General features: G+C 61.0%; 23 protein-coding genes. 7 read left to right on the top strand and 16 right to left on the bottom strand.

Going from position 1 to position 26,295, the window contains the following annotated elements; genetic code table 11:
* Positions 1 to 5 precede the first annotated feature (5 nt).
* A complete protein-coding gene (locus tag KIH81_RS05395; RefSeq protein ID WP_214304426.1) occupies positions 6 to 698 on the top strand; it encodes a cysteine hydrolase family protein in 693 nt (230 codons plus the stop codon).
* Between the two features lie 365 nt (positions 699 to 1,063).
* On the opposite strand, the gene KIH81_RS05390 is transcribed toward KIH81_RS05395, so the two are convergent.
* Positions 1,064 to 1,735 carry a transporter substrate-binding domain-containing protein gene (locus tag KIH81_RS05390; RefSeq protein ID WP_338024740.1) on the bottom strand — a complete coding sequence of 224 codons (672 nt, stop codon included), beginning with the start codon at positions 1,733 to 1,735 and terminating at the stop codon, positions 1,064 to 1,066.
* On the bottom strand, positions 1,735 to 1,908 hold the full coding sequence (locus KIH81_RS12055; RefSeq protein WP_236029301.1) for a hypothetical protein: 174 nt from the start codon (positions 1,906 to 1,908) through the stop codon (positions 1,735 to 1,737). The genes KIH81_RS05390 and KIH81_RS12055 overlap by 1 nt, the downstream gene beginning before the upstream one ends.
* Positions 1,909 to 2,218: 310 nt before the next feature.
* Between KIH81_RS12055 and KIH81_RS05385 the strand changes: the two genes are divergently transcribed.
* The 4 genes from KIH81_RS05385 to KIH81_RS05370 all read left to right on the top strand — a co-directional run bounded on the left by KIH81_RS05385 (position 2,219) and on the right by KIH81_RS05370 (position 8,070).
* A complete protein-coding gene (locus KIH81_RS05385; protein WP_214304425.1) occupies positions 2,219 to 3,082 on the top strand; it encodes a DUF1684 domain-containing protein in 864 nt (287 codons plus the stop codon).
* A gap of 36 nt (positions 3,083 to 3,118) precedes the next feature.
* A complete protein-coding gene (guaD, locus tag KIH81_RS05380) occupies positions 3,119 to 4,486 on the top strand; it encodes a guanine deaminase (RefSeq protein ID WP_214304424.1) in 1,368 nt (455 codons plus the stop codon).
* Between the two features lie 64 nt (positions 4,487 to 4,550).
* A complete protein-coding gene (locus KIH81_RS05375) occupies positions 4,551 to 6,311 on the top strand; it encodes an adenine deaminase (RefSeq protein WP_214304423.1) in 1,761 nt (586 codons plus the stop codon).
* A gap of 364 nt (positions 6,312 to 6,675) precedes the next feature.
* The gene (locus KIH81_RS05370; RefSeq protein WP_214304422.1) at positions 6,676 to 8,070 is read left to right on the top strand and encodes an ATP-binding protein; all 1,395 of its coding nucleotides are present in this window, start codon (positions 6,676 to 6,678) and stop codon (positions 8,068 to 8,070) included.
* Between the two features lie 168 nt (positions 8,071 to 8,238).
* Here KIH81_RS05370 and KIH81_RS05365 read toward each other — a convergent pair whose 3' ends face one another.
* The 14 genes from KIH81_RS05365 to KIH81_RS05300 all read right to left on the bottom strand — a co-directional run bounded on the left by KIH81_RS05365 (position 8,239) and on the right by KIH81_RS05300 (position 23,484).
* Positions 8,239 to 9,177 carry a DUF1177 domain-containing protein gene (locus KIH81_RS05365; RefSeq protein WP_214304421.1) on the bottom strand — a complete coding sequence of 313 codons (939 nt, stop codon included), beginning with the start codon at positions 9,175 to 9,177 and terminating at the stop codon, positions 8,239 to 8,241.
* A gap of 11 nt (positions 9,178 to 9,188) precedes the next feature.
* Complete coding sequence (locus KIH81_RS05360; RefSeq protein WP_214304420.1) at positions 9,189 to 10,751, bottom strand: hydantoinase/oxoprolinase N-terminal domain-containing protein; 1,563 nt, start codon at positions 10,749 to 10,751, stop codon at positions 9,189 to 9,191.
* A gap of 2 nt (positions 10,752 to 10,753) precedes the next feature.
* Positions 10,754 to 11,851, bottom strand: a complete 1,098-nt coding sequence (locus KIH81_RS05355) for a DUF917 domain-containing protein (RefSeq protein ID WP_214304419.1) — start codon at positions 11,849 to 11,851, stop codon at positions 10,754 to 10,756.
* Between the two features lie 53 nt (positions 11,852 to 11,904).
* Complete coding sequence (locus KIH81_RS05350; RefSeq protein ID WP_214304418.1) at positions 11,905 to 13,005, bottom strand: DUF917 domain-containing protein; 1,101 nt, start codon at positions 13,003 to 13,005, stop codon at positions 11,905 to 11,907.
* Position 13,006: 1 nt separating this feature from the next.
* Positions 13,007 to 14,371 carry a cytosine permease gene (locus KIH81_RS05345; RefSeq protein ID WP_214304417.1) on the bottom strand — a complete coding sequence of 455 codons (1,365 nt, stop codon included), beginning with the start codon at positions 14,369 to 14,371 and terminating at the stop codon, positions 13,007 to 13,009.
* A 104-nt stretch (positions 14,372 to 14,475) separates the two neighbouring features.
* Positions 14,476 to 15,300, bottom strand: a complete 825-nt coding sequence (locus KIH81_RS05340; RefSeq protein ID WP_214304416.1) for a nitrilase-related carbon-nitrogen hydrolase — start codon at positions 15,298 to 15,300, stop codon at positions 14,476 to 14,478.
* 11 nt (positions 15,301 to 15,311) lie between these two features.
* On the bottom strand, positions 15,312 to 16,724 hold the full coding sequence (locus KIH81_RS05335; RefSeq protein WP_214304415.1) for a purine-cytosine permease family protein: 1,413 nt from the start codon (positions 16,722 to 16,724) through the stop codon (positions 15,312 to 15,314).
* A gap of 301 nt (positions 16,725 to 17,025) precedes the next feature.
* Positions 17,026 to 18,708 (bottom strand): VirD4-like conjugal transfer protein, CD1115 family, encoded by a 1,683-nt coding sequence (locus tag KIH81_RS05330; RefSeq protein WP_214304414.1) that lies wholly within the window; start codon positions 18,706 to 18,708, stop codon positions 17,026 to 17,028.
* Positions 18,705 to 19,124, bottom strand: a complete 420-nt coding sequence (locus tag KIH81_RS05325; RefSeq protein ID WP_214304413.1) for a hypothetical protein — start codon at positions 19,122 to 19,124, stop codon at positions 18,705 to 18,707. Before KIH81_RS05325 ends, KIH81_RS05330 begins: the two co-directional genes overlap by 4 nt.
* The gene (locus KIH81_RS05320; protein ID WP_214304412.1) at positions 19,121 to 19,468 is read right to left on the bottom strand and encodes a hypothetical protein; all 348 of its coding nucleotides are present in this window, start codon (positions 19,466 to 19,468) and stop codon (positions 19,121 to 19,123) included. The genes KIH81_RS05325 and KIH81_RS05320 overlap by 4 nt, the downstream gene beginning before the upstream one ends.
* A gap of 93 nt (positions 19,469 to 19,561) precedes the next feature.
* On the bottom strand, positions 19,562 to 20,182 hold the full coding sequence (locus KIH81_RS05315) for a DUF3801 domain-containing protein (RefSeq protein WP_214304411.1): 621 nt from the start codon (positions 20,180 to 20,182) through the stop codon (positions 19,562 to 19,564).
* A gap of 46 nt (positions 20,183 to 20,228) precedes the next feature.
* A complete protein-coding gene (locus KIH81_RS05310) occupies positions 20,229 to 21,680 on the bottom strand; it encodes a relaxase/mobilization nuclease domain-containing protein (RefSeq protein ID WP_214304410.1) in 1,452 nt (483 codons plus the stop codon).
* 9 nt (positions 21,681 to 21,689) lie between these two features.
* Positions 21,690 to 22,070: a MobC family plasmid mobilization relaxosome protein gene (locus tag KIH81_RS05305; protein ID WP_214304409.1), complete on the bottom strand. Its 381-nt coding sequence runs from the start codon at positions 22,068 to 22,070 to the stop codon at positions 21,690 to 21,692.
* Between the two features lie 583 nt (positions 22,071 to 22,653).
* Positions 22,654 to 23,484, bottom strand: a complete 831-nt coding sequence (locus KIH81_RS05300; protein WP_214304408.1) for a tyrosine-type recombinase/integrase — start codon at positions 23,482 to 23,484, stop codon at positions 22,654 to 22,656.
* 655 nt (positions 23,485 to 24,139) lie between these two features.
* On the opposite strand from KIH81_RS05300, the gene KIH81_RS05295 reads away from it, so the two are divergent.
* Together KIH81_RS05295 and KIH81_RS05290 are read left to right on the top strand one after the other, a co-directional pair.
* Positions 24,140 to 25,633, top strand: a complete 1,494-nt coding sequence (locus KIH81_RS05295) for a helix-turn-helix domain-containing protein (protein WP_214304407.1) — start codon at positions 24,140 to 24,142, stop codon at positions 25,631 to 25,633.
* Between the two features lie 101 nt (positions 25,634 to 25,734).
* The gene (locus KIH81_RS05290; protein WP_214304406.1) at positions 25,735 to 26,286 is read left to right on the top strand and encodes a WhiB family transcriptional regulator; all 552 of its coding nucleotides are present in this window, start codon (positions 25,735 to 25,737) and stop codon (positions 26,284 to 26,286) included.
* The last annotated feature ends 9 nt before the right edge of the window (positions 26,287 to 26,295 follow it).

Here is a 26,295-nt window from a genome sequence, read left to right as displayed (position 1 = left end):
ACGACATGCATAAGACGATTATCGACGAATCGGTGCGTGCTGGGTACCGGGCGCTGAAAGGCAATCGCGAATACGCCTTCACGGACATCGATTCCAAGCGCACCGCCCATCTCATCGTGGACATGCAGAACGGCTTCCTGGAGCAGGGCGCACTGCTGGAGACCCCTTCGGCGCGTGACATCGTGGATAACGTGAACTCCATCAGCGGGGCCGTCCGCTCGCATGGCGGCCTGAACGTTTTCCTGCGGTTCACCACCTCGACGACCTCGGCATGGAGCTGCTACTTCGAACGGTTCCAGGATCCGGAATTCGGTAGGAAGGAAGTCGCCGACTTCCTACCCGGAACGCACTGGCATGACCTGTACCCGGGCATTGACGTGCGGGAAGGAGAAGGCGATGTGGTCCTCGACAAGACGAGGTTCAGCGCCTTCGTCGGAGACTCCTCCAACGCACTGCAGGTTCTGAAGGAACATGGCATTGATACCGTCATCGTCTCCGGCACCCTGACCTCCTGCTGCAGCGCGTCCACCGCAAGGGATGCCCAGCAGCTCGGATTCCGCGTCATCGTGGCCGCCGACGCCAATGCGGATGTGTCCGATTTCGCCCATAACTGCGCGATCAACAATCTTGCCGCATGGTTTGCTGACATCCGGTCGACGGAGGAGATCGTTGGATTAGTGAATGCGTGCGCTGCCTAATCGTGCGACGCTGATACGGGATGATGTGAGGCGGCGACTTCCTTGGAAGTCGCCGCCTTCGCTTTGCGGTCTGCCTATCCCCGGTGGTATCGGGATAGGCCCGAAGCCAACGATGGTTTCCCCGTCCGTCGGTCGGGCTCCTCCGGTTTGATTGTCGAGGAACGGGAACCGTCTGTCGGCGGTAGCAACGTAGAGAGACCCGTTGCGGAAGATATGCAATCCATTAAAAATAAATGAATATTCGATAGAAAAAGAGACTCCGATAGTAATCGAATATTTCTATCTATCCGTGTTACTGAGAGGAAGTGAAACCAGAGGTTCCCGGACCGTCTAAGAACGAACGATCCGGGAACCCCCATGGGTGTCTACTTCTGGGAGAAGTCCTCTCCGAAGTACTTCTCGGAAATCTTGGTCAAAGTGTCATCCTTCTGCAGGTCGGTAATGGCCTTGTCGATGGCTGCCACAAGGTCATCGCTGCCTTTCCTGAACGGGAACTGCGCCGATGGTGTTTTCTCGGATTTCGCAGCGATCTTGATTTTCGCGTCCGGGTGCTGTTTGAGGTAGTCGATGACGGCGAGCCCGTCGTTGAAGGAGATATCGGCTCTACCGGACTCCAATGCGATCACCGACTGGCTGAAGTCGCCGACCTGGACGATGGAGGCGCCTTTCTCCTGGGCTATCTGGTTCCAGTTGCTGGTGCCGGTCTGCGCCGATTTCAGGCCCTCGACATCATCGAACGATTGAACCGTGTTGTTGCCCTTGTTGGCCACGACCACACCATACGAGTACGTATAGGGGTCGGTGAAATCGTATTTCTTCTGCCGCTCGCTCGTGGCGCTGATCTGGTCGGCCACGGTATCGTACTTCTTCGCATCCACTCCGGCGAGCAGGGAGTCGAATCCACCTTCCACGAAGGTCGCCTTGACGCCGATTTCCTTGGCCACCGCCTTGGCCACGTCCACGTCATATCCGGTGAGCTCGTTCGTGTCCGCGTCATGGTAGTTGAAGGGAGCGAACGTACCCTCGGTGGCGAAGATCAGCTCCCTGCCTTTTTGACTCGGGCGAGTTCACTGGACTGCCCGGCCTCACCGCTTCCGTTGTCCTGACTGGCGGCGGATGCCTGCGCGCCGCAGGCTCCGGCTGACAGCAGCAAAGCGGCGCAGGAGACGATTGCCGCGGCCTTTCCTATGGTCCTTGCGATGTTTCCCATTGTTCTTTTCCCTTCTTCGCGGATGGATGCGTAACCCCCGATACGACAATCCATGGGTGCCCTCACCTTATGGCCTTCCATACTGCAGGTGATGCCAGCCATCAAAGCACATGCACGTTCAGGACGAGGCGGCGCGCCTATACACGAAACCGATAGGCGGGTATCGAATCCAGTCCGCGCAACGGCTTGATCGGAGCCCATAGATTATTCCGATGGCGGTAAGGGTGTTTCCCGCCCCATCACCGGGTATCTTCCCATGCCAAGACGAATTGTCTTGCATCATTTCATGGGGACAGCGAAGGGGATATCAATGGTGAGCGAACAATATCGGGCGGAATGGGAGCGATGGCACCGGGACCGCGTGGACGATTTCAATGCCCCGCACAGCTGGCTGTCGCTCTCCGACCAGGTGTGGCTTAAAGAGGGGCAGCCGACTGTCATCGACGGCATTCCGGGAGAGTGGCTGCTCAGTGACGGCGATGTCGTCTACCTGCCCGACGAGTCCGGTGACGGCATCGAAGTGAACCATGAGCGGGCCTTCGGGCCGACCGAGATTCCGCTGGGCTACAACGAATACAGCGTCGAAGGATCCAGCGTCCCCGTCTTCTACCATGACATCGAACTGGAGGCGGTGGAGCGGACCAACGATAGGGGAGAGCGGATAGTCAGTATCCGCGTGCATGACCCGCGCAAGGCGGCCGAACAGCAGATAGACGACATCGAAACGTATCCCCTCGATGACAAGTGGATCGTCTCCGCCTCGTTCGTGCCGGACAGCGATGGCAGGACGGCATACCCCACGGTGGAGAAAGGCGTCCGGGAATCGTTCGACGAACTGGGCACGGTGACCGTGACCATCGACGGGGTGGAATACCCGCTGCACGTCTGGGGATACGACACCCCGGAAGGGACCAGCGCTTACATCCACCTGCGCGACGCGACCAGCGGGAAGACCACCTACGGGGCCGGCCGATATGTACGAAAGCCGTTGAAGGACCTCATCGAGGACAGAACGCTCGACCTGAACCGGCTCGTGTTCTTCCCCTGCGCCGTCACCAGCTACGTCACCTGCCCACTACCCCCGGTAGGAAACACCATCCCGGTGGAGATTGCGGCCGGAGAGAAATTGCCTCCCATCAGCGTCACCGAACGCGTCCACACCTATGAACAGTGACCAAGCATATGGGCATATGAGCGGGAAGGATTCGGCATGACGGTTGTATTGGCGGTAGAAGCACGGGGATTCGCTCCTGAAAGCCCCGACCGGGTGAGATTTTTCCCGGATACGCTGTTCCTCATCGACGAACATGGCATGATCAGCGAAACGATTCGTTCGGATGACAGAGATTTCAATGATCGTCGCCGCCAGCTGAAAGCGGCTGGGCTCTACAGGAGGATTCCTGCCGGCAGATATCTGCTGCCAGGCTTCGTGGACACGCACGTGCACGCCCCGCAATGGGCGCAGACCGGCACCGGGCTTGACGAACCTCTGAACGTGTGGCTGGACAAATACACGTTTCCGACAGAAGCCAGGTTCGAGGACGTCGAATATGCGAGGACGGTGTATGGGAACCTGGTAGGCAAACTGCTCTCGGTGGGAACGACGACCGTCGTCCACTACGCCACGATCCATCGACAGGCATCGGTCGAACTGGCGCGGATCTCCGCCGAGAAGGGGCAGCGCGCGTTGGTCGGACGTCTTGTCATGGACGATCCGGAGGCGAACCCCGACTATTATCGGGATTCCTCCACGCGATCCGGACTGGACGAGACGGAGAGGTTCATCAGGGATGTCGAGGATATCAGCCGTACAAGCCGCCAGGGCGTATATCCGGTCATCAGCCCGCGGTTCATCCCCAGTTGCACGGACGAGGTGCTCAAAGGGTTGGGAAGCATCGCCGAACGGCATCACGACACCGCGTACATCCAAACGCATTGCAGCGAAGGCGAATGGGAACATCATTACGCATTCGGAAGGTATGGAAGAAGCGACACTGAGGTGCTCAAAGGATTCGGCCTGCTGACCGACAGGAGCATCCTCGGCCATTGCGTGCATCTCTCCGACCGGGACATCGAACTCTTCCACGAGGCCGGTGCAGTCGTATCCCATTGTCCGCATTCGAACGCGTTCTTCGCCAGCGCGGTGGCTCCTGTCCGGAAATACCTGGACCAAGGATTGAAAGTTGGCCTGGGATCGGACATCTCGGGCGGCTTCACCCCGAACCTGTACGAGACCATCCGCCAATCCGTCATCTCGTCGCGAATGCTCGAAACGGGGGTGAACGCCGCAATCGCCGCCGACCGCCGTGGCGTGCCGGACAGCGCCCTCACGCTAAACCAGGCGTTCTATCTGGCCACGGCCGGAGGGGGAGAGGCCCTGGGCCTTCCGGTCGGCAGACTCGAGCCGGGCTATGCATGGGACGCCCAGGTTGTGGACGTACGCCGCAGGGAAAATCCTCTCCCCATTTTCGACAAGGATGAGGCGCCGCTCGACATCTTCCAGAAGATCATGAACCTATCGGAAGCCTCGAATATCCGACAGGTATGGGTGCAAGGGAGGCTGGTCGTCGAAAAGTGAGTGTCGGCAGCTCGGACACCTGAACATACGAAAACGGTCAATCTCACAAGCAGAAGGGAAACCCATGTCGAAGGAACTACTGGACGTCGCGGCCGGCGAACGTCCCGCCGACAAGGCGATCATCAACGGCAACATCGTCAACGTGCTCTCCGGCGAGATCTACGAAGGCGGGGTCGCCATCTACGGCGACCAGATCGCCGCCATCGGGGATATCGAATATACGATCGGCGAACAGACCGAAATCATCGACGCCGAAGGCAACTACATCACGCCCGGATTCGTGGACGCCCACATCCACCCGGAATCCACCAGCCTCGCCATACGCCAATTCGCGGACCTCGTCCTGGAGCATGGCACCACGACCATCGTCACCGACCTGCACGAGGTCGGCGTGGTCGCCGGCGAACCGGCCATCGAGGACGTGCTCGCCGAGAACGCGGACACCGGTCTGAACATCGAATACATCGTGCCCTCCCATGTCCCCTTCTCCCCGAATTTGGAAACCAGCGGCGCCATCTTCAACCACGAGATCATCAGCAAGGCACTCGATCATCCCCAGGCGGCAGGCCTGTCCGAAACGGTCGGCGAATACATCTGGCGACGCACCCCGGACCTGCTCGCGGCCATAGACGACACGCTCGCCCACAAATACGTTGTCCACGGACATCTGCCCGACTTGGACCAGAAGCACTTCAACGTGGCCATCGCAGCAGGCGTCACCACCGACCATGAGGCCATCAGCGCGGACGACGTAATCCAACGACTCCGAAACGGCGCCTACGCGCTATTGCGCGACGGGTCCGCCGCACGCAGCATAGGACAGCTGCTGCCAGTGGTCCTGGAGAAGAAACTCAACGACTCACGTGTCAGCATCATCACTGACGATCTGAGCACCACCGATGCGGTGGACCGGGGACACCTGGACGAAGCGGTGCGCAGCGCCCTGAAACTGGGGGCGGGATTCATCCAAGCCATCCAGTTCGTGACCATCAACCCGTCGAACGCCTCCGGAATCGCGACCAAGGTCGGAGCACTCGCGCCACGGCTGCGCGCGGACATCAACATCACCACCGGTCCGGATGACTTCAAGGTCCTGGCCACCATAGCCGGAGGCCAGCTGAAGGCCAGAGACGGTCGGATCATCGCTCCGAGCCCGGTCGCCGAACACACCCCGCGACTGCTGAACACGGTCCACCTGCAACGTCCGGTCACCGCCGACGACTTCGCCATCCACGTGGATGAGACCGCATCGAAGGCGAACGTAATCGTGGCCGACGTGCTCCCCTGGATAGCAATCACCCAGCGCAGGGACGCGCAGCTCGAGGTCAGGGATGGGGTCATCCAAAGCGACGTCGACCAGGACGTCCTCTACATCGCACAGGTCGAACGCCATGGAAAGAACGGCAACATCGGCAAGGCCTTCCAAGGCGGATTCCATATCAGGGAAGGCGCCATCGCCTCGTCGGTCGGCCATGACAACCACAACATCATCGTCGTGGGCACCAATCTGGAGGATCTCGCCTTCGCCGTCAACAGGGTCGCCGAACTTCAGGGAGGGCAGGTCGCGGTCAGGAACGGCGAGGTCCTGGCGGAAGTCCCGCTCCCGGTCCTCGGCCTGTTGAGCGACAAGACGGGCGAGGAACTCGCCGCGGACAAGCACAGGCTGAATGCCGCCGCCAAGGAACTCGGCAGCAGCATCCCCGACCCGTTCATCTTCCTGTCGTTCATCAGTCTCGCCGCCGTACCTGCCTATGCGGTCACCGACCATGGATTCATCGACGTAGCACAGCAGAAGGTCATCGATCCGGTGTCAAGCGTCGAATAGAGCCAGTTGCCTGACACTGACGATGGGCGGCTTCCTTTCCTCGAGTGACATATGCTCTTGGAGGGCACCGCCCACCGTTACTTTGAGTACGACGTACTTTCCGGCTGTTCACTCATTCCGTGAGCGAAGATTCCCCGTTCGTCACATTTCATGAGCGAGTTTTTGTGGTCTGAGCACATTTCATGAGCGAGCTTGCTCCCGTGCCGATTTGCGAGAAGAGGGACTTCCTTCATGAAAATGCCTGATCACATATCTAATTCCTTCAGAAAAGTGTGAAAAACATATGCTAACTCCTTCAGAAAAATGTGATTTCTGGTATCATGGTGGCATACCAATGCCGGAGTGATGAAACGGGGAGTGAAGGATGTACCGCGCCATTGACCAATGGCTTGATGAATGGTCTGACAGCGGCCACCGTTCTCCTCTGCTGTTGTGCGGAGCCCGTCAGGTGGGCAAGACGTATGCGCTCACCGCTTTGGGCAAGCGCCGCTACGATAATTGCGCCTACCTCAACTTGATGAGGGATGACGCCAAACAGGTGTTCGCGGCCGGCTATGACGCCCGGTCTGTCATCGAAAACATCCATGCATTCACCGGAACGCGCATCATGCCGGGGCGAACGCTGATCGTCATAGACGAGATACAAGAGGTTCCGGCTGCCCTGACGCTCATGAAGGCCTTCAAGGAGGAGACGCCCGAACAACATATTGCGGCAGCCGGCTCGTACATGGGCGTCGCATATCATGCCGGACGGTCGTTCCCGGTCGGGAAGGTCGATCTCAAGGACATGCATCCGCTCACCTTCTTGGAATTTCTGCATGCGGTCGGTGACGAGGCGCTGGCGCGCGTCGTGGAGCAATTGGACATGCGGCGTGCGGAACTGTTCGGCAATCGTCTCGAACGCCGGCTCAGGCAGTACCTATACATAGGCGGCATGCCCGAAGCGGTTTCCGCTTTCGTCGCGGGTGACAACGACTATGAAGGAGCACGTCGGGTGCAATCGCAGCTGCTCGACGAGTACGACAAGGACTTCTCGAAGCACATCACCAACAAGACCCTGCTGGAACGAACAAGGCTCGCCTTTGACTCCATCCCCGCCCACCTTGGCCGTGAGAACCACAAGTTCATCTTCGGGCACATCCAGCGAGGAGCTAGGGCCAAGGACTTCGAGGCAGCGATTGAGGTCATCACCGACTCCGGATTGGCCAGCCGCGTATACCGCGTCGACAAGCCGGCGCTGCCGTTGCGCAACTACCGTGACCTTTCGGCATTCAAACTCTACCTGCTCGATGTCGGATTGCTCGGTGCCGACATGGATGTCGACCTCGCGGATGTGCTGCTGCGCAACGACGCACTGGTCGAATACAAGGGCGCGATGATTGGACAGTATGTATGCCAGCAGCTTGTCGCTTCTGACGTCACGCCTTACTACTGGAGCCGTCCCAACGCGCAGGGCGAGGTTGATTTCATCGTCAAACGGAACGGCGAACCAGCACCTCTGGAGGCGAAGGCCGAAACGAACGTGCACGCGAAGAGCCTGCGAACTATGTGCAACGAAACCGGATTGCACGGGTATCGGACCTCGATAAAGGGATATCGGGAACAGGATTGGCTCACCAACGTGCCTCTGTGGATGGTGGGCGCGTACTTCGACCCGGCCAACGATCCGGCAGGTAGCCAAATGCCGTCCGAGGCATACCTCTCGCCATTGAGCGAAGAGGAGAAAGCGCTGCTGACTGGTTCCGCAATGAAGGGATGAGGATACGATTTCGGTAGTCGTGCCTTGCGCTATATCGTGGAAAAATTCCAAGATTAAGCTGGGCCGGTACATATTAAATGACATCAGAAACAATTGAGGGGACATATCCCGGTCCATTCAGTTCGGAATATGTCCCCTTTCGTCAGGCTTTATCGAGTTGACTGTCTATCAGTCAATATTCCCTAACGTTTGGAAGCGTTCGAATCCGCCGTACAGCGAAGTCAGGCGCTGGTATTCGTCCTTGTCGTAGAACGAGCAGTGGCCAGCGGTGAAGGATTTCGCCACCTCGACGGCGAACCGGGCGGTTTCCTCCACATCCGTGCCGTGCGTGGCACCGGTGGCGCAGCCGGCCACTATTTGTTCCACGGTGATGGCGACGCCGATCACCGGGGCCGAGGTGGCCGTGGCTGGCTGCAGGATGCTGTTGAGGTGGTACAGGTCGTTGCCGTATGGGGTGATGTCCTGTTGGCTCAGTGCGAACACCTGTGGCATGCGGCCCGTGGTGCGGGTCATGATGTCCAGCATATCGTTGCTGACGGGCAGGATCGCGCCTTTGAGCACGGTGGGCGAGATGGCGAATCCGTTGACGTTGATGATGCGGTTGCCTTTGGTGGTGTCGATGGAGAGCACGGCATCCATGCGTTCGTCGACTTCCTGCTCGTTCATGGTGGCCATGTCGATGGGGGAGTCCATGAACGGCACCGGCTCATGGGGAATCGTAGGTGCGTCGGGGCACACGTGCGTGCCGATGATGACGTCGCCGTCGAGCACGTCGCCGTTGCGGTGCATCTCGGCTAGTTTGAGCGCGGCGGTCAGCGCGGCAAGCGCTCCGTCTCCGTCGGAAACCTGTCCGATGAGACCAGGCCGTGCGCCGATGCCGCCCAGCCTGCCGACGATACCGAGCGTGGGGGAGTCCCCGCCAACGGTCTTGCCCGTGCGGCCGGGAATGATGATTTTGACGCAATCGGTGGAACCGCGGTCCGTGCTGATGGTGTGTACGGTCACATCATCAGCACCGCGTTCACGCAGCAGTGAGGCCACGGCGTCGCCGTTGGCCTGCGGCGTATCCAATAGGTCATACATCTCCAGCATCTGACGCAACAGCATGAATCCTCCTCCTACTTGGTCACCATGCGAAGGTCGCCGGCGGCCTTGATGCGGATTCGGCTGGTCTTGCCCGGGTAATAGGCCAACGGCACGTCTTCGGAGTCGATGATCTCGACGGTCGCTTCATCGGCGCCGGCGCGGATGGCGGCCGCAATCGCCTCCTGGCGGGCGTGCTCGAGGGCCTCCTCGCGGCCGATTTCCTCGTAGTCGACGAGTTTCTCGAACATGCCGGAGACCTTGGAGATGGCGGAGCCGATGGCGTTGGCGCATCCGGCGAATTCCGGGCAGGCCACGGACTTGGTGCCGGCCAGATCGTTGGGGAGCAGCACGGAGCCGCCGCCGACCAGGATGGCGTCGATGGGTTCGCTGGAGATCTTCATGGAATCGATGGCGTCTTCGACCATTTCGCGCATGACCGCGTATGCCTTCTCGGCAACCTCCTGATCGATGCCGCTGGTCAGCGAGGGGTCGCCGACGGAGGCCTTGCCCAAGCGATCCGCGATGTCGGTGGCGGTGATGACGTCGCCACCGAAGCACAGCGCCTTCTCGGTGATTTGGTAGCCGACCGAATCGGGGCCGACGGTCACGGTGCCGTCATCGTGCGTGCGCACGATGGAGCCTCCGCCCAGGCCGATGGAGATGACGTCGGGCATGCGGAAGTTCGTGCGTACGCCGCCGATGTCGACCGCGACGCCGCTTTCGCGCGGGAATCCGTGGGAGAGCACGCCGAAGTCGGACGTGGTGCCGCCGACATCGATGACGATGGCGTCGTTGAGCCTGGTGAGGTAGCTTGCGCCTCGAATCGAGTTGGTCGGGCCGCAGGCGATGGTCAGAATCGGGTAGCGGCGGGCGTTCTCGATGGTCATGAGGGTGCCGTCGTTCTGGGAGAGGTAGACCTCGGCGTTGACGATGCCCTTGTCCTTGAGACTTTGGGCGAAGCCGTCGGTGAAGCGTTCCGCCACTTCGGTCAGGGCCGCGTTGAGGATGGTGGCGTTCTCGCGCTCGATCAGACCCATCGATCCGATTTCGCTGGAAATGGATACAGGGAAGTCCTCGCCGAGGATCTCATGGGCGATCTGGGCGGCGTGGGCCTCGTCATCATTGCGCATGGTGGAGAACACGCAGGAAATGGCCAATGCCTTGATCTTGCCCTTGACCTTGTTCAGGAAGGCACGGCAGGCTTCTTCGTCGAATTCGTTGAGACGCTTGCCGTTGAACTCGAATCCGCCGCCGATGATCGTCCAATCGACGCACACGGCGCGGATGGAATCATCCCAGTCCACCATCGGCGGGATGCCTTCGCTGGCAGGTGCGCCGATGCGCAGGATGGCGATGGGCGACAAGCCCTTGCGTTCCACAATGGCGTTCGTGCACTGCGTGGTGCCGAGCATGGCCTGATTGATGAGCGCGGCGTCCACGTCCGACTCTTCCAGTACGGCATCCACGGCATCCATGATGCCGCCGTACACATCCTGGGTGGTGTGCCGCTTGACGGCGGCCACCACATTCATGTCCTCATCGATGATGACAGCATCGGTATTGGTGCCGCCCACGTCGATTCCCAATTTGTACATGGTCACTCTCCTTTGCGCTTCGAACGTTCTTCAACGGGAATGTAATCGGTATCGATGCCGAAGTATCGTGGGCCGACGAGCTTGAGGCCCTCTTCCGTGCGCCACTGCGGTGCGCACGGAAGACCGACGATGAGCACTCGTTTGCCGTACTTCACGGCCTCGTTCGGTACCGGCGTGTATGTGTCGTGGTCGACTAGGCAGATGAGATCGGGGGCGGTGGCGAGGGTTTCCCCATCCACTTCGCAGCGGAGGTTCTCGTTCTGGTATTCGACCGCGGCCTTGTGTCCTTTGTCACCGCCGATGCCTTCGAGTACGACCTTGCCGAAGTTGAAGGCGCCGCGGGTCTCGCGCAGCACGTCCACGACCTTGCCGCTGAACAGACGGTAGCCGTCGGTCAGTTCGAGGAACCGCTGTTCGGTGGTTGTGTCGGCCAGTCCCTCCTTGATGGAGCGGATGGCCTTGCCGTATTGCTCGCATTTGGTGATGATGCCCTTGACTCCCCACTGGCGGCACATTTGCGCGCTCATGGTGTACAGACAGATCATCAGCTGGCCCCCGACCACGTTGGTGATTGAACGTGCGATATCTTCGGTCCATTTGTTCGAGACGTTGCTCATCACGCCGGCATTGCCCTTTTCGTCGCTGTAGGCGAGCGGGGTGGCGGAAGCTCCGCCGATGGTGAAGGTGACCATCTGCAGTTCCGGGAAGGCGCGGCCCATACCGTCCACATCGACCAGGGGGATGCCTCGGCGGGCCGCTGCGGCGATGGGCAGCATCGAATTGACGCCGCCGGCCTCCATGGGCATGGTGGCGTAGACCTTATGGCCGGAATACTGTTCGACCAGGTCGAACAGGCGGTCGAAATCATCGCGGCCACTGCCTTTCTCGGTCATCACGGTCGGGGCGCCCATCATCGCGCATGGGGCGATGAACGCGTCGTCGGGAAGCTCGTCGGGCTCGATAAGCGTGACCGGCCCGCATTCCCTGACGGCCTGTAAGGCTATGAGCCGGCCGATATAGGGGTCGCCGCCACCGCCCGCGCCCAGTAATGCGGCGCCCAAGGCGATGTCGTTGATTTCGTCAACGCCGATGGTTCTCATCGCGTGTCCTTTCATTGATGGTTCCCTTGGCGGACTGCTCCTGCCAAGGCATGTCACAGCACGGTCTCGATGTCCTCGAACGGGATGTAATCGAGGTCGTAGCCAAACCAGCGTGGCCCCGCCAAGTCGATGCCCGCAGGCGTGCGCCATACCGGGGCGCAGGGCAGGACCAACATGATGACGCGCTTGCCGTATTTGAGGGTTTCCGTGGTCACGGGGATGAAGGTGTCGCAATCCACCAGGCAAATGAGATCAGGGGTGGTGGCCACGGGCTTGCCGTCGAGATATGCGATGAGGTTCTCGTTCTGGAATTCGATGGCACCGGTATGCGTCTTGGAACCGCGGATGCCTTCCAGTTCGGCGCGGCCGAAGTTGAAACCGCCACGGGTCTCACGTGTCACGTCGGTGATTTTCGCTTCGATCAGGCCGACTGCCCCGATTTTGTCGAACAGGGCGGCGCGGGGAGTTGGATAGCCTTCGGTGGCGGCGATGTCCTTGATATGGCGAATCGTTTCTCCGATGAATTGGGCCTTGGTCAGCGAATCGCGAACGGCGGCGTGCTTCATGGTCTTGCCGGACATGAACTGGCCGAGCGCGATGCCCTGGCCTCCCATTGCATCCACGGTGGCGCGGCCGAGATTCTCCATCCAATCGTTGTCGACGGTGGTCAGCATGGCCACGTTGCCTTTTTCATCGGCGAAGGCCATCGGCCAAGTGTGCACGCCGGCGATGTTGTAGGAGTCCTGCTGCAGTCCGGGGAAGGCGCGGCCCATGCCATCGACGTTGACCAGGGGAATGCCGGCGATGGCGGATGCTGCAACTGGAATGACCGAATTCATGCCTCCGATTTCCGAGAGTACGAATGCGTCCAGTTTGCGTCCGAGCTGTTCCTTCTGTGCTGCGAGCAGGTTGGTGATTTCGCAGCCGTTGATGCCTTTTTCAGCGAGTACGCTCGGCGCGCCCACACCTCCGATGGTGGCCACAAGCCATTCGTCCGGGACCTCGTCGGCGTCGTACAGTTCGATGCTTCCGGCCTTGTCCAATGCCTGACGGGCGATGAGACTGCCCACATAGGGGTCGCCGCCACCGCCCGCGCCGAGCAGTGAGGAGCCGAGCGCGATATCGGGGATGTCCGAAGAAACCAGATGACGCATGTCAGCGCTCCTTTCGGGTCAGCAGGATGGAACCATCGAAACTGGGCAGCTTCATCAGGCGGTAAGTAATCACGTAAAGCACGATGGACACGACGATGCCATTGACCGGCCCTAGGAAGAACGGATGATCGAGGAAGGCGAGGGCAGGTACGGAGGAGAAGGTGCCGCCGGTGATGAGAGCGACGACCGAACCGACGATGAACGAGACCAGGCCTGGCACGGAGAAACCGTCAAGCGGACGGAAGTTCTCGGGGCGGGCTTTACGCACCAGCCAGTAGTCGGCGATCATCGATCCGGCAAGGGCAGGAATCATCGCGGAAAGTACGGTGAGGAACATCTGGAAGTAATCCATGATGCCCGCCGCGGCCAGTGCGATGCCAAGAACACCGGCAATGGCGGTGGACACGCGGTAGCCCTTGTCGCCCTTATCGGCGATGACGGCGAAAGCCAGACCTGCGGAGTAGGCGTTGCCGACGTTCACGGACCAGGTGGAAAGCACCAGGGCGATCAGCGCCACGCCTGCAAGACCCATGGAAGCCATGATCTGGGAGATGTCGCCGCCGGACTCGGGCTTGACGATGGACAGCATCGCGCCCATCATGAGCAGGATGACCATCGGGGGCCAGATGCCGATGATGCTGGAAAGCACGGCGCCCTTGCGATCGCGCGCGTAACGGGTGAAGTCGCCCACCGTGGCGCCGCCGACGGCGAAGAAACCGACGGCGATGTTGATGCCTGCGACCAGTCCCATGCTCTCCTTGGGTACATAGGCGGTCAGGGTTCCCAAGCCGGTGCCCGACAGGGAGGAGAACAGGCCATATGCGCAGATAATGAACAGTAGTGGTGCCGCGATGTAGTTCACCCACTTGACTCCGTCGAAGCCGAGGATGGCGGTGACCAACATGAGAGCGCCCAGAACGATCGAGGCGATTTGCGGGGAGACGCTCAGTCCGAGTTTGCCGACCATGAGGGAGAACGATGCTCCGCAGACGGCCGCCTGGACTCCGAACCATCCGATGAGCGAGATGCCCAAGATGATGGAGATGATGTAGCGGCCGCCTTTACGGCCCAATGCGGCGGTGGACATGGCCGATGTGGGCAGGCCGGTGTCGGTGGCTTCCATGGCCACGAAGCACATGTAGGCCAGGATGATGCCGAAGCCGATGAACGCGGCCCAGAACGCATCCCAAAGGGTCAACCCGGCACCAAGGATGGCTCCGGTCATCAGCGTGGAGACGTTGATGGAGTTGCCGATCCAGATGCAGGCGATGGACCACCATCCACGGCGGTCGGATTCGGGGATATAGAGGCTGTCCGATTCGAAGCTCGGCTCCTGAGACGTAACTGCCGCTTCCGTTTGTGGCATAGGGGATGACACTCCTTGTCTTTCTCTCTTTGTGCACTTACATGCTTGTGCTTTTGGGCTTGTCGTTGCCGACTCCGCCGGTCAATTATCGCGCGTGACGCTGCTCAGGGCAGGAGCATGTCCGAATACAGTTCCGGCCGTCGGTCCCGCAGATACGGGCTGGTCTGGCGGTGGGCGATAATCTCATCGAGGTTCAAATCAATGGTGAGTGTTCCCTCGGCCTCATCAGGCAACTCGGCGATGACCCGGCCTCGAGGATTACAGACCTTGGTATGCCCGCCCATATACAGGTCTTTCTCCAGGCCGTACCGGTTGACTGCGCAGAGGAAAACCGTGTTCTCAAGGGCGCGTGCGGGTACGTTGATATCCCACACGTCATGATCGGGCTCGCACCATGCCGACGGGCACAGTATGATTTGGGCTCCCTTGAGCGTCAGCATGCGTGCGACCTCCGGATATCCCATGTCGTAGCAAATCATGATACCGACGGTACCGAAATCCGTCTTGAATACAGGAGACCCGTTGCCTCCGCGGAAGTAGAAGCGCTCCAATGCCCACAGATGCTGCTTGTCGTAGACACCGGCGATTTCACCTGTGCGGTCGATGAGCACGGCGCTGTTGAACGGCACTCCAGGCAAATCTTCGTGGTACAAGGCGATGGGCGCAACCACGTAGAGGTTCGAATCCCTTGCAGCGGCGCGTAAGGCCGTGATTGTAGGACCATCAATCGACTCCGCGAGCTCGGTGATGTGCGGTCCTACGATACTCAGCTCATAGCCGGTGGTGAACAACTCCGGGAAAACGATCATGTCGGCCCCGGCATCGCCGGCCCGCCGGATCATCGGCAGGGCCTTGGCGATGTTGGCTTGAGGATCGCATAATTCGCTTTCGAACTGCGCCAGTACGATACGCGCCGTCTGCTTCGTCATGCGGTTGTCCTTTACAACACCTGCTCGGTACGGGCGAATTCAACGGTTTCCACGCCCTTGGCCTTGGCGTAGGCGACCATGATCGCCCAGTACAGCAGACCGGCGATGATCAGCGAATTCAAGCCGGGGATGCCGATGGAGTAGATGCTGGTCACCTCGCCCACGGCAAAGCCGATGACCCACACAATCAGAGCCACGGGGTTCCACTTCTCAACGCTTTCCGGCAGGGTTCCGGCATCTCGGGTGGCTTCGAGATCCTTGCGGCCGCGGCGCAGGATGTAGTAGTCGATGACCATCACGCCTGCTACCGGGGGAATGGCCACGCCAAGCAGCGTCAGGAAACCGGTGAAGTAGTTGATGATGCCGATGACGGACAGGAACGTGCCGACGATGCCGAGTCCCCACACCAATGCGTTGCGGTTGAGCTTGCGGTTGAACAGCGCATTGACCATCGTCGACAGGCCGAGCGAGGAGGAATACAGATTGATGTCGTTGAGTTTGACGGTGGACGCGACCACGATGAGTACGCCGATTACGCCGGAGGTGGCCATCATCATGTCGACCACGTTGTTCGTGCCGGTGGCGTGAGCCAGAAGAACGGCCAGCAGGTTCATGCCGAGCTCGCCGACGAACGTGCCGATGAGGGTCATCCAGAACACTTCGGTGCCATTGCGCAGGAAACGTCCGTAATCAGGAGTGCAGATGGCACCGGCGATGAAGCCTCCGGCCACCATGGTGGTCGCAGCTCCCAAAGACATGGCAGGGCCGGGTGCTGGCGTATTGAACAGTGAGGAGAGCGGATTGGACTGGAACATCACGAAGGATGCATAGAGCACCACGAGGATGAACAGCGGGACGAACACAGTGGCGAAGTTGGCGATGGCCTTGACGCCGAACACCACGAGTACGGTGATAGCGATGCCGGTGACAATCGACCAGACAGGGGTCTCGAGCTTACCGAGGAAGTCCGTGAAAGACAGGATATTGGCCATACCTTCACCGAACACGGAGTTCTGCACGCCGAACCAACCGACCATGGAGATGGCCATCACGCCGCCGAAGATGGCGGATCCCATCTTGCCGAAACCGGTCCAGCGAGAAAGCAGACTGGTGGAAAGACCCTCGCGCGCGGCCGCCGTGCCGAGGGCCCAGCTGATGACCTGAAGCAAGACGGAGCCGAGCATGGTCGCCCAGAACGCGCCCCAGAAGCTCATGCCATAGCCAAGGGATGCGCCGAGTACCAGCTGGGAGACGCAGCAGATGCTGCCGATGCGAATCACCAGAATCTTCCAGAACGGCTGCTTGGCGTTGGCAGGAACGCGAGAAAGCGTGTAGTCATTGTCCTGCACGGACTGTTCCGTGTTTTTCGCGGCTGTGATGCTGTCTGTGCCGATGCCTGTCGTTTGAGCTTGTGTGGTAGACATGACCGACTCTCCTTATCGAATGAATGTAACGACGATATTCCTCTCGCGACTCGTGCATTATGTTACGAATGGATGAACAGAGGAAAGATATTGATGTATGGGCAGTACGTCACTCCTAGCAATGTGAGGAGTTTTATGCTTTTCATAAAAAGTTCGAAGGCCAGTCCGCATGATGGACTTTGATCTGTGACAGATAGTGAACTCATGTCTTCGCTCGATATTGGGAGCCGAGGACCCATTAGAAATGGTAACTGTTGAGCAATCGGATTGGCTTATGCCGATGTGTTAATAATGTCTGTCGTTATCCTGTCGGTATTTTGCGGCTGCGGAACGGACGGACGCCTCGGAGGATGTAGATGCATTCGTCGGTGGGCAGCAGGCCGAGTTCGTCGGGCTGCATGAGCTCGCGCTTGGTGCGTCGCCAGCTGATGTTGTACGTGCCATTGACCCCGCGGCTTTCGCCGTCGTCCATGACGTCGATGGTCTGGAAGCCGAGCCGTTTGGACACCCATTCCAGCGTGCTGGTTTCCGTGCCGCCGAGGAACAGCATCGAATCACAGTTGCCGACGATGGTCTCCCAATCGTCCCGGTACATGGCCTTGCCCTGAGCGTAGTTCTGGATGATGACCGAACAGGAGATGCCGCGGCTGCGGATGGTGGCGATGAGCCGCGTGAAGTTCGGGATACGCCCGATGTTGGCGAACTCGTCAAGGAAGCAATGCAATTGCATTCGCTTGGCGCCGGATGCCTCGTCGGCATGGTCGGCCCGGTACACGTTGGACTCGAACAGGCACTGGTAGAAGATCGCGGCCAGCGCGGAGAACGTTCCCTCGGTATCCGGCAGGGAGAGGAACACCGCAGTCGGACGCGACATGATCTCATCCAATCGGATGGTGTCACCGGACAGGAGCCGCCGCACGCTGCCGACCTCCAACGGTGATAGGCGCACGCCCAACGACGTGATGATCGAACGCTTCGTCTCGCCCGCGCCTTGGATGAACTTGCGATACTGGCGGGCTGCGAAGTCCAGTCCCTCCAGTGTCTGGCGTGATTCGGCGTCATGCCGTTCGGGTGCCTTGCGGTATTCGGCCACGAGTTCTCGCGCCGCCTCGAACATCAGATCCACGTCCGAGACCATCGTCTCGTCCGTCTCGCTGGAGTCCATGAGCAGCAGCAGGTCCATGACCTGGGTCAGGTCGGGCTCGCGTTCCGCGAACCGGACCCACGCGGTCAACGCAGTCAGCAGATTGCGTTCGGCCCGCTCCCAGAACCCGTCGCCGGAATCATGGCGCGGACCCTGCCCCGTGGTGTTCGAGATGATGTTCTCCGTCAGACGCAGGATTCCGGCCTCGGGGTCGCGCGGGTCGATGTATCGCATGGGATTGAACCGGTCGGACCGGTCGAGGTCGATGAGATCAAGGCAGCGGATCCCATATCCTCTGCCTTGCAGCGTGCTACCCACCGCGGCGCGGATCTCGCCCTTCGGGTCGGTGACCGCATACGACATGTTCGTCTGCCGCAGGTTCGGCAGCACATATCGACGGGTTTTGCCCGAGCCCGATGATCCGATCACCAGCACGTTCAGGTTGCGTTGCGTGATCCTGCCATCCAACCCCAATGATTCCGTGGCCGTCATCAGCAGGTTCCGGCGGCCATCCTGAAAGAACGGCTTGATGTCGGCCGGAGTTCCCCAGCGAGCCGACCCGTGTTCCTCGCCTTCGCGCAGGTCTCGCCGCATCGACCAGCGGTACAACAGCGCCAGTCCCGCGGCCAGGATCGAGGCAACGCCCGCGAGCAAGTCAGTCCGGTCCAACGACAGTCGCAGGGGATCCGTGAGGATGCCATCGAACATGCCGTCGATGGCACGGGCCAGGCCGAGGCCCGCGGAAAGATTGGACCGTACCTGCATCGAGATCCGATTGGCAAGCCAGAACAGCAGTACGGCCAGCGTGGCCGGCATGAGGAGACGCAGGAGCCTGTTCATCGCGACGCCTTTCTGAGGCTTCGGCCTTCACGTCCCGCCGCCTGTCGGGCACGCAATCGTGATGCGGTGAGCTTGTGCAGTGATTCCAGTACATCGTCACGTGTGAGCGGGGTGGCATATGTCTGCGAGGACGATTCGGGTGTGACGGTCATGGAAGTTTCCGGGGCTGATGGTGATGCCGGGGTCAGGTCATCTGCAGCGTCCCCGGACCGGCCATGCCGCCGTCCGCCGGACACGGTCTGCCCGTCCCCGCCATCGACGTCGGGCGCGATGGGATGCTTGTCGGCCCGGTCGTCTTCCATCGCCTGGCCATAAGAAATGACAAGCATGTGCATGCCCCGCCATTCGACCGATCCCACGCCATGCTCGCCGCACAGGATACGGGAAAACAGGGGAGGGGAGACGACGTCGTTCATGTCCCTCGCCTCCAATCGAGTGAGGTTCCGGCCGCGATCATGTCCGCTTGGATCAGTATCTCCCGGTCAACGGGGAGAACGCCATGGGATGCCATGATCGAGCGGGACGGCTCCGGTTCCCGGGCCCACCCGCTGACGACCACGAGATCCCCCTGTGTCAGACGTCGCTCCCGGCAATAGTCGGGCATGACGTCGCCGGCCTCGACCCGGACAGGTTCGACCAGACCATCCGGCATACGGATGCCGACGCGCAGCCGGACCGACTCCGTTCCCGAAGCGGCCAGCATGTAACGGGGATCGTCGAGCAACGTTCCTCGGACGATGAGATATCGGCGTGCTGCCATGATGGGCTCCTGACTGTCGTGACCGACACTGCTGCCGCGGGTTTTGCTTCGACGTGCGATGGCGTCCGTACGGGGCATCGCACGGGATAACGGCTATCGGCTCCGGGTCCGTTCGTGCTTACGGGGTGGGATCGTCTGGCCGGTGTTCCCGGACAGTTTTCTGTCGATGCGCTCATGCAGCTCGTTGAGGGTGTCCTCCTTGCTGATCTTCTCCTCTTTCGGTGCGGAAGCGGTTTGGGACGGCTGGTTCCTTGAATGGGATTCGGTGCTCTCCGGCGATTGGTCCGGAACCTTCGCGTCATGGCCGATCAGGCGCAGCTCGTAGCCGACGTCACCGAGCGCCCTCCTGACCGCATGTGTGACATGATCGAGATCCCGACCCTCGAAATGCACCCACGTCGCGTCCTCACCACGTTCCACCGCATAACGGACCCCGGCGCGGTCAAGACTGGACATGACCGCGCGCACCTGCTCCCTGTCCAGTTCGAAGATGTGGATGTCCCCGTTGGCCGCGCGTTGCAAGCGTTTCTCACTCATCCGTCCCGTATGCGCCACCTGTCGCGCGGCGTCACTCATCCCGCTGAATGCGCGCGCCCCGGCCCGCAGGAACCATGCGGCGGTCCACTCTCCCACACGCAACGTCAGTCCGGCGCCCGTGCGCGTGACCTCCATCGTGGTTTGCCGTCCGACGTCTTCCAAACGTTCCTCGATCATGCCTGACTCCTCCTTTACGTGATTGGCAGTGGCAGCCGACGACTATTCATGGCGTTCGATGCGACGGAACCGATTCGGATTGCCTCACCCGCAGACGAAGGCGACGCAACGTGTCGAGTTCATTGGCCAGCCGGTCAAGCCGGCGTTCCCTGTCCCGAAGCTCACGAGCCAGCTCGCCGGATCGAACCCCGTCTGCGGTTTCGGCATCCGTGCTCTCATCCAACGCCACCAGCAGCGCCTGGAACGCCTCACGTTCGGAGGCTATGCGGTCCGTCACATCCCGGATCGCGTCATCGACCGAGACGTCGTCGCGCTTCAGCCGTGTGGCCGTGTTGAGCTCGTCGGCCAGATCGTGCAGCTGGTCGAGTTTCCTCGCCTGCATCCGATACCAGTTGCGTTGCGCTTCCGACTTGCCCGGCGTGAACTGTCGTTCCCTCGTCGCGGGCTCCAGACGGATGGGTGGCCGGGAGAAGAACGCATACAGCTCCTCCGGTTTGATTCGTCGGACATACCGGCCTCGCCGATCGGTGATGACGCATGGGGATGCGGTCGGCAGGTACGCGCGATACGTGTCGCCGTCCCGCACGATGGCGACGGCCGGGACCGTCAGGGCCAGACGCCGGCGTGTGCCGGGCAGCCAGACGCGCATCATGCCATCATCCGACGCCGCGATCATCCTGCGGTTGAAACTGATCGGCGTGACGGTGCTCCGTCCGATGCGCGCCATGATGTTCGGCTCATCATAGGCCCTGCCAAGCCGAACATCGCGGACCTTCAACCCGCTCGCCACATCGGTGAACGTGAGATGCCGTCCGCGCACATCGACCCTGACGCCGCTTTGCCCCAACGCCGAGGAGAACGAGTCGAAATCCACGGACGCGGCGGCGGCCGCATCGACCGCCAGTCGGATGCGGTCCTTGACCGCGTCCCCCTTGGCCGACGCATACAACTCACCCAGACCGAAGCCATGACGCTCCGTCCTCAGCCCGTCCCGTGTCCGGCTGCGGTCCCGTCGAGGAAGCACATCCAACCCACGCTCCCGGCACAACCTGTCGCTCACCTCCCGCCACGCGCCGAGCGTGTGCTTCTGGACACGAAGCTTGCGCCGGGTCTCCGTATTGGCCGCGCAGATGATGATGTGATTGTGCGTATGGTCACGATCCACATGCGTGGCGATCACATACTGGTGGGCGCCGCCGGTGATCTCCTCCACGAAGGCGATGCCGAGCTCATGCACCTGCCGTGCGGTCAACCGTCGGCTGTCGTCCGGGCTGAACGACTGGATGACATGATGGGCCAGCACCCCGCCGTCCCGTCTGCCCGCCGCCGTCCGGTCGATAGACTCCAGCATCGCCTCGGCCAGTGCGGACGGATCTGAGACCATGTCCGAATAGTTCGCCGTCACCAGGGCTCCTCCCTCGGTCTTGTCCGGATTGATGATGTACGCGATGGACAGATGCAGCGTGGTCTTGATCTGCCCGACCTTGACGACCGCCATGGCCTCTCCTCACCTTTGTGCCGCGAGCTGCTCGTCGCGTTCGCGGCACATGCGCATGAACAACGCACGCAATTCGTCCTGCGCCGCCAAGACCCGGCCGATATCGTCGGAGGACAAGTGATCGTAGGTGTTGGCTCGACGTGCGATCTGGTTCACGTTGTTGCCGATGCGAGCCATATCCGCCCGTACCTTGTCCGGATCGAGGGCGACCGTGACCGTGACGACCCGTGCGTCGATGAGCAGCCTCCTCGCATGCGCCGAGAACGACAGTTCGCCGCCACGGGCTCGCCGAACCTTCCGATAGAACCGGTCGGCTTGGTCCCATTCCTCCGGGGTGAACGTCACCGCCTTGCGTACGCAGCGGGTCGGATGAGTCGCCTGCCAGCTCATGGCGCGAGCCTATCGGGTTCCGGGTGTCCCGGTCGGCGATCCCGGCCGGGATCGCCCGCAACCGTACGTACGGTTGCTATGCTTGCTGCTCCTTCCTCTGACGTGACGACGGTGTCGTCACGGAGCCTCAAAAACCGGGTGTGACCATCGGTGCAGTGCATGCTGGTTATCCTCGTTTCCATTCGTGTGGAAGACATTCAACACGAAGACGGGAGGGACGATGGTCCCCGACCGGTTTACGACAACGACGTCGAGGGGAGTGATGATGGCGGCCAGCAAGACAGCCAAGGCCAGGGCGCAATGGGTGGCGCAGGCGATGGAGGAGGAGAGACAAAGACTGGAGAGACGGCGTGCGCTGTTGGGTCGTCTTTACGACGAGATCGACCGGTATCTGCAGGCGGCAGGGCGCATCCGTCCTCTGCTGAGGGAGCTGTCGGACGAGTTCGGCGTCTCCCGCGCGGAGGTGAAACGGCTGTTCTCCCTGAGCGACAGGGAAACGGCCGTGCTGTACGACCGGCGTGCCCTGTCCGGGGATTCGCCGGCCTCCGATCCCGAGGTTTCCGGTGTCGGAATCGGAGACGAGTCAACGGCCGTTCATGGCCCTGATGACGGCGTTCCCGGAGTTATGGACGTCGCGCACGAGGGCGAGGGACAGCACGGATTCGACGCTCTGGCCCATGAGCTCGGCTACGACGAGCGGGTTCCCGCCGGTCTGGGACAGGGAGACCTGGGCGAACCTACGTCGCAGGGCGGTTGGTGAGCAGCCGGTGGCCTCATGGATGATCCGGTTGACTGTGTCCTCGCATACATGGGCCCGGCCACGTTCCCCGGGGAATGTGAAACCGGAACCTCTGACCAGAATCGCATGGGCGAGAGGTTCGGCTACGGGTACGATCCGTTCGCGCGAGCCTTCGCCATGGATGCGCAGGCCCCATCCGCCGTCATCGAACCGTGTCAGGTCCTCGCCTCGGAGACGGGCGATCTCGCCGCGGCGCAGTCCCATGTCTCCGGCGAGGACGACCATCATTCTGCTGCGCACGTCCCAATGGGTGCGGCCATGCTCCATGTCGTCCTCGGAGGCCGTCGGGCGGAACCGTTCCCTTCGTGCCTCGGGAACGAACGGCATGGGATTGTCCCGCAGCATGGTGTCCGCGACCCACCCGAAGAAGGACTCGAGTATCTTGCGGTCATCATGGACCGAACCTGCGGGTGCGTGTTTCCTGCTGAGCCATGCGGACACATCCTCCGGGGTCACCTCGTCGGGGTCGAGTCGTACATAGGCCGCGAAGGCCATGACCCGGGAGCTGTAGTACGCGGACTCCGCGGACGCATACCGGAGCCCGATCCTGTCCGTGAGCCAGCTGCCGATCCAGCTCCTCCATAGTGATGAGCATTGTCCCTTCACACGTGTCATAGGCCACCTCGATCCGTGTTGAGGACAGTGTACCCACATATATATTGCGAACGTTCGCATTAAGTGGTTTCCCTGATGGATTCACATGGATCCCGTTCGCGAAAACCCCGTTTCGACGGACTGGATTAAAGGAATTCCTCGTATCTCTAGGCATTATGGTGCAGCCATGCGCAAGTGGGATGTTATGGTGGGCATGGGGGATACAACAACGATCCGATTCGATGACGGGCACAGGAACACGATTCCTGCATCCGCCATAAAGCAAACGTTATCAATACCAAGGATGCAGGTCGTGCGATGAAGCATGCCCGGCAATATCGCGCGGCCGGCGACCCGGTATCGCGTGATGAGGTAAAGGCAGGGGCCGCGACGAGGCGGCCATGAGGGAAAAGGGGAAAACCATAATGTCTTTCAACCACGATGATGCTCCCGAACCGAAGAACCCATGCGCAATGGAGGCTGCGATCGCGGCGTCATCCAACCGGCCGGGACACCGACAGCCGGAATCGGAGATCCAGCCGACACTGTGCGGGGAATGCCACCGGCCGTTGGCCGAAGGGTGCCACGTCGACTTCTGGAGCATAGCCGTCTCTTCGGCTGAATACCGGTTCGTGGCCATGCAATCCCATCCTGCGGGAAAGCGGGGGAGTACAAGATGAGCGTCGAAGCCTATTCCTACGTGATGACGATTACCTGCCTCATCCCCAACCACATCGCCCAGGCGGTGCTCTCCCATCTCGCCAACCACGCCGACCGGCGTGGCCGGCACGCATTCCCCTCGGTGACCACCTTGGCAGTGGCGATCCGGTGCTCGGAACGGTCGGTCCAGCGGCATCTGCGTTGGCTTGAATCACGTGGATTCATCAGAAGATCCTCCAACCTGAGCCGGGTACGCAAGCTTCCCGCATGCAAACGACCCATCGTGTACGAGCTGAGCATGAACGAGGCGATGCGCACGGTATTCATCGAGGAGTACAGGGCCCGCCTGGCTACCGGGGACGGCATTACCTCGCGGATCCATGAATCATACCGGCCGATTGGCGGGGCCGATGCGAGTCCGCCGACGATTCCCGAGGAGACGCAGGGAACGTCCCATGAGCCGTCTTCCGAAACGATTCGGCGAGGTGACAGCGGAGGCTTGAATGCGGTGCTCCGCATGTCACCCGAACCGTCAAGTGAACCTTCCCCTTCGTCCCCTTACGGGGACTGTCCCCCACAGACGGACAAGCAATCTCCGTCGAAGCCGCACGGGGAGACCTCGGATATGACGGCCTCGGAAGTTACTGCGTCGATGGTATCGAAGACACGTGCGGGAGCCGATGCCGATGAGGATCCGGATACCTGGTCGGAGGCCGGAAGCATGGATGCCCCTGATTGGATTCAGGGGGCAACGGTCGATGGAAAACCTGATGCCGAGGACTTCCTGATTCGGTTCGCCCAGGTGCTGGCGAAAGAGCAGATCGTGGGCAAGCCGACGCGGAAGGCGGATTGGCGATGCGCGGAGCGATTGCTCGAAACGCATGGATTGGAAGCGTCCATGGAACTGGCGGCCTGGGTGGCGCAGGACGGGTTCTGGTGCGGCAAGATGCTCAGCGTGAGGTCGTTGGAACGCCGATGGGAGGAGTTCCGTCTCGCCAGACGGCATGAGGGGGAGCGGCGAATGCGCGCCGCACGGCGCAACCGTGAACTGCTCACGGGCATCGTGAATTTCCTTGCCTCCAGAGAGCCGCGAACGGATGAAGGGGACATCGCGGCCGGCTTGGATCCGAATGACCAGGCCGGGCTATTCGCCCAGCTCCTTGATGGGTTTGACCCCGGATCCGCAGGACGTGTCCTTAGGCTCCGACGACCGGCAGCTGCATCACGACGGGATGCGGGGATTCCTGGGACGCCGGGAAAACGCGAGGCGTTCGCGTTGGTGTCGTCCGCGAGTGTGGTGCGCTGCCCGGTGTACGGCTTCCGGGATTTCCCATCCGGCTGCTCGAGTCGGACGGGAGACGCGCAACGGCATCTCGACGGCGACGTGCCGCCGGAACGGTGCGTAGTGTGCGCCCATGACGGGCGCAATCTGCCATTGCATGGCGGCGTACGTACGGACGAATCGCTGGACAAGGCACGTCGCGACACAGGACAGGGGAGAACATCATGAACGCTCATCAATCTGATTCCGGAGGTCGGGGATCCAATGGTTTCAGACCGACCGTCTCACCTCTGTCATCGCCTCCCAAGAGTGGGACGCAGTGGATCTTCATGTCCCCGCTGCCTCCGGAAGGACTGTGCGGGCAGGCGGACATGGAACTGTACGACCTGCTGTGGATGCAGATCGGACCGGACGGCGCCGAATGCCGGGACGGGCAGATGAGCCGTGCCGCGAAACGGGTCTGCCGGTATTGCCCGGTACTCATGGAATGCCTGGCGCGCAACATGATCGTGCCGGTCACGCACGGCATCATGGGAGGCATGACCTACAAGGAGCGGCAGTACGCGATGCGCGTGGCCGTCGAGCATCACGTGGTCGAGCGCGGACGGCGACGACTGGAACTCACCGAGATGCGCCTGTGCTATCAGCGTCTGCACGCCTGGTTGGAGGCGCATCCGGAGATCCATGCGATTGTGGAGAACCGCCGCCGCAACGAACGTTCCCGTCTCAGCCGGGGCCTGACTGTGGGACAGCCCATACGCCGCATGACCCGGCTGGAATTCTCGCAGGAGGCGGATGAGGTTCCTCCCATGAGCGTTCATGGGAGGGAACCGGATACCGATTATGAACCGTCCGGGGAAGAGGGGGATGGCCAAGGGTAGCCGACGGCG

The organism is Bifidobacterium miconisargentati (assembly GCF_019331675.1).
Classification (GTDB): domain Bacteria; phylum Actinomycetota; class Actinomycetes; order Actinomycetales; family Bifidobacteriaceae; genus Bifidobacterium; species Bifidobacterium miconisargentati.
This window is presented reverse-complemented; position numbering and strand designations above follow the sequence as displayed.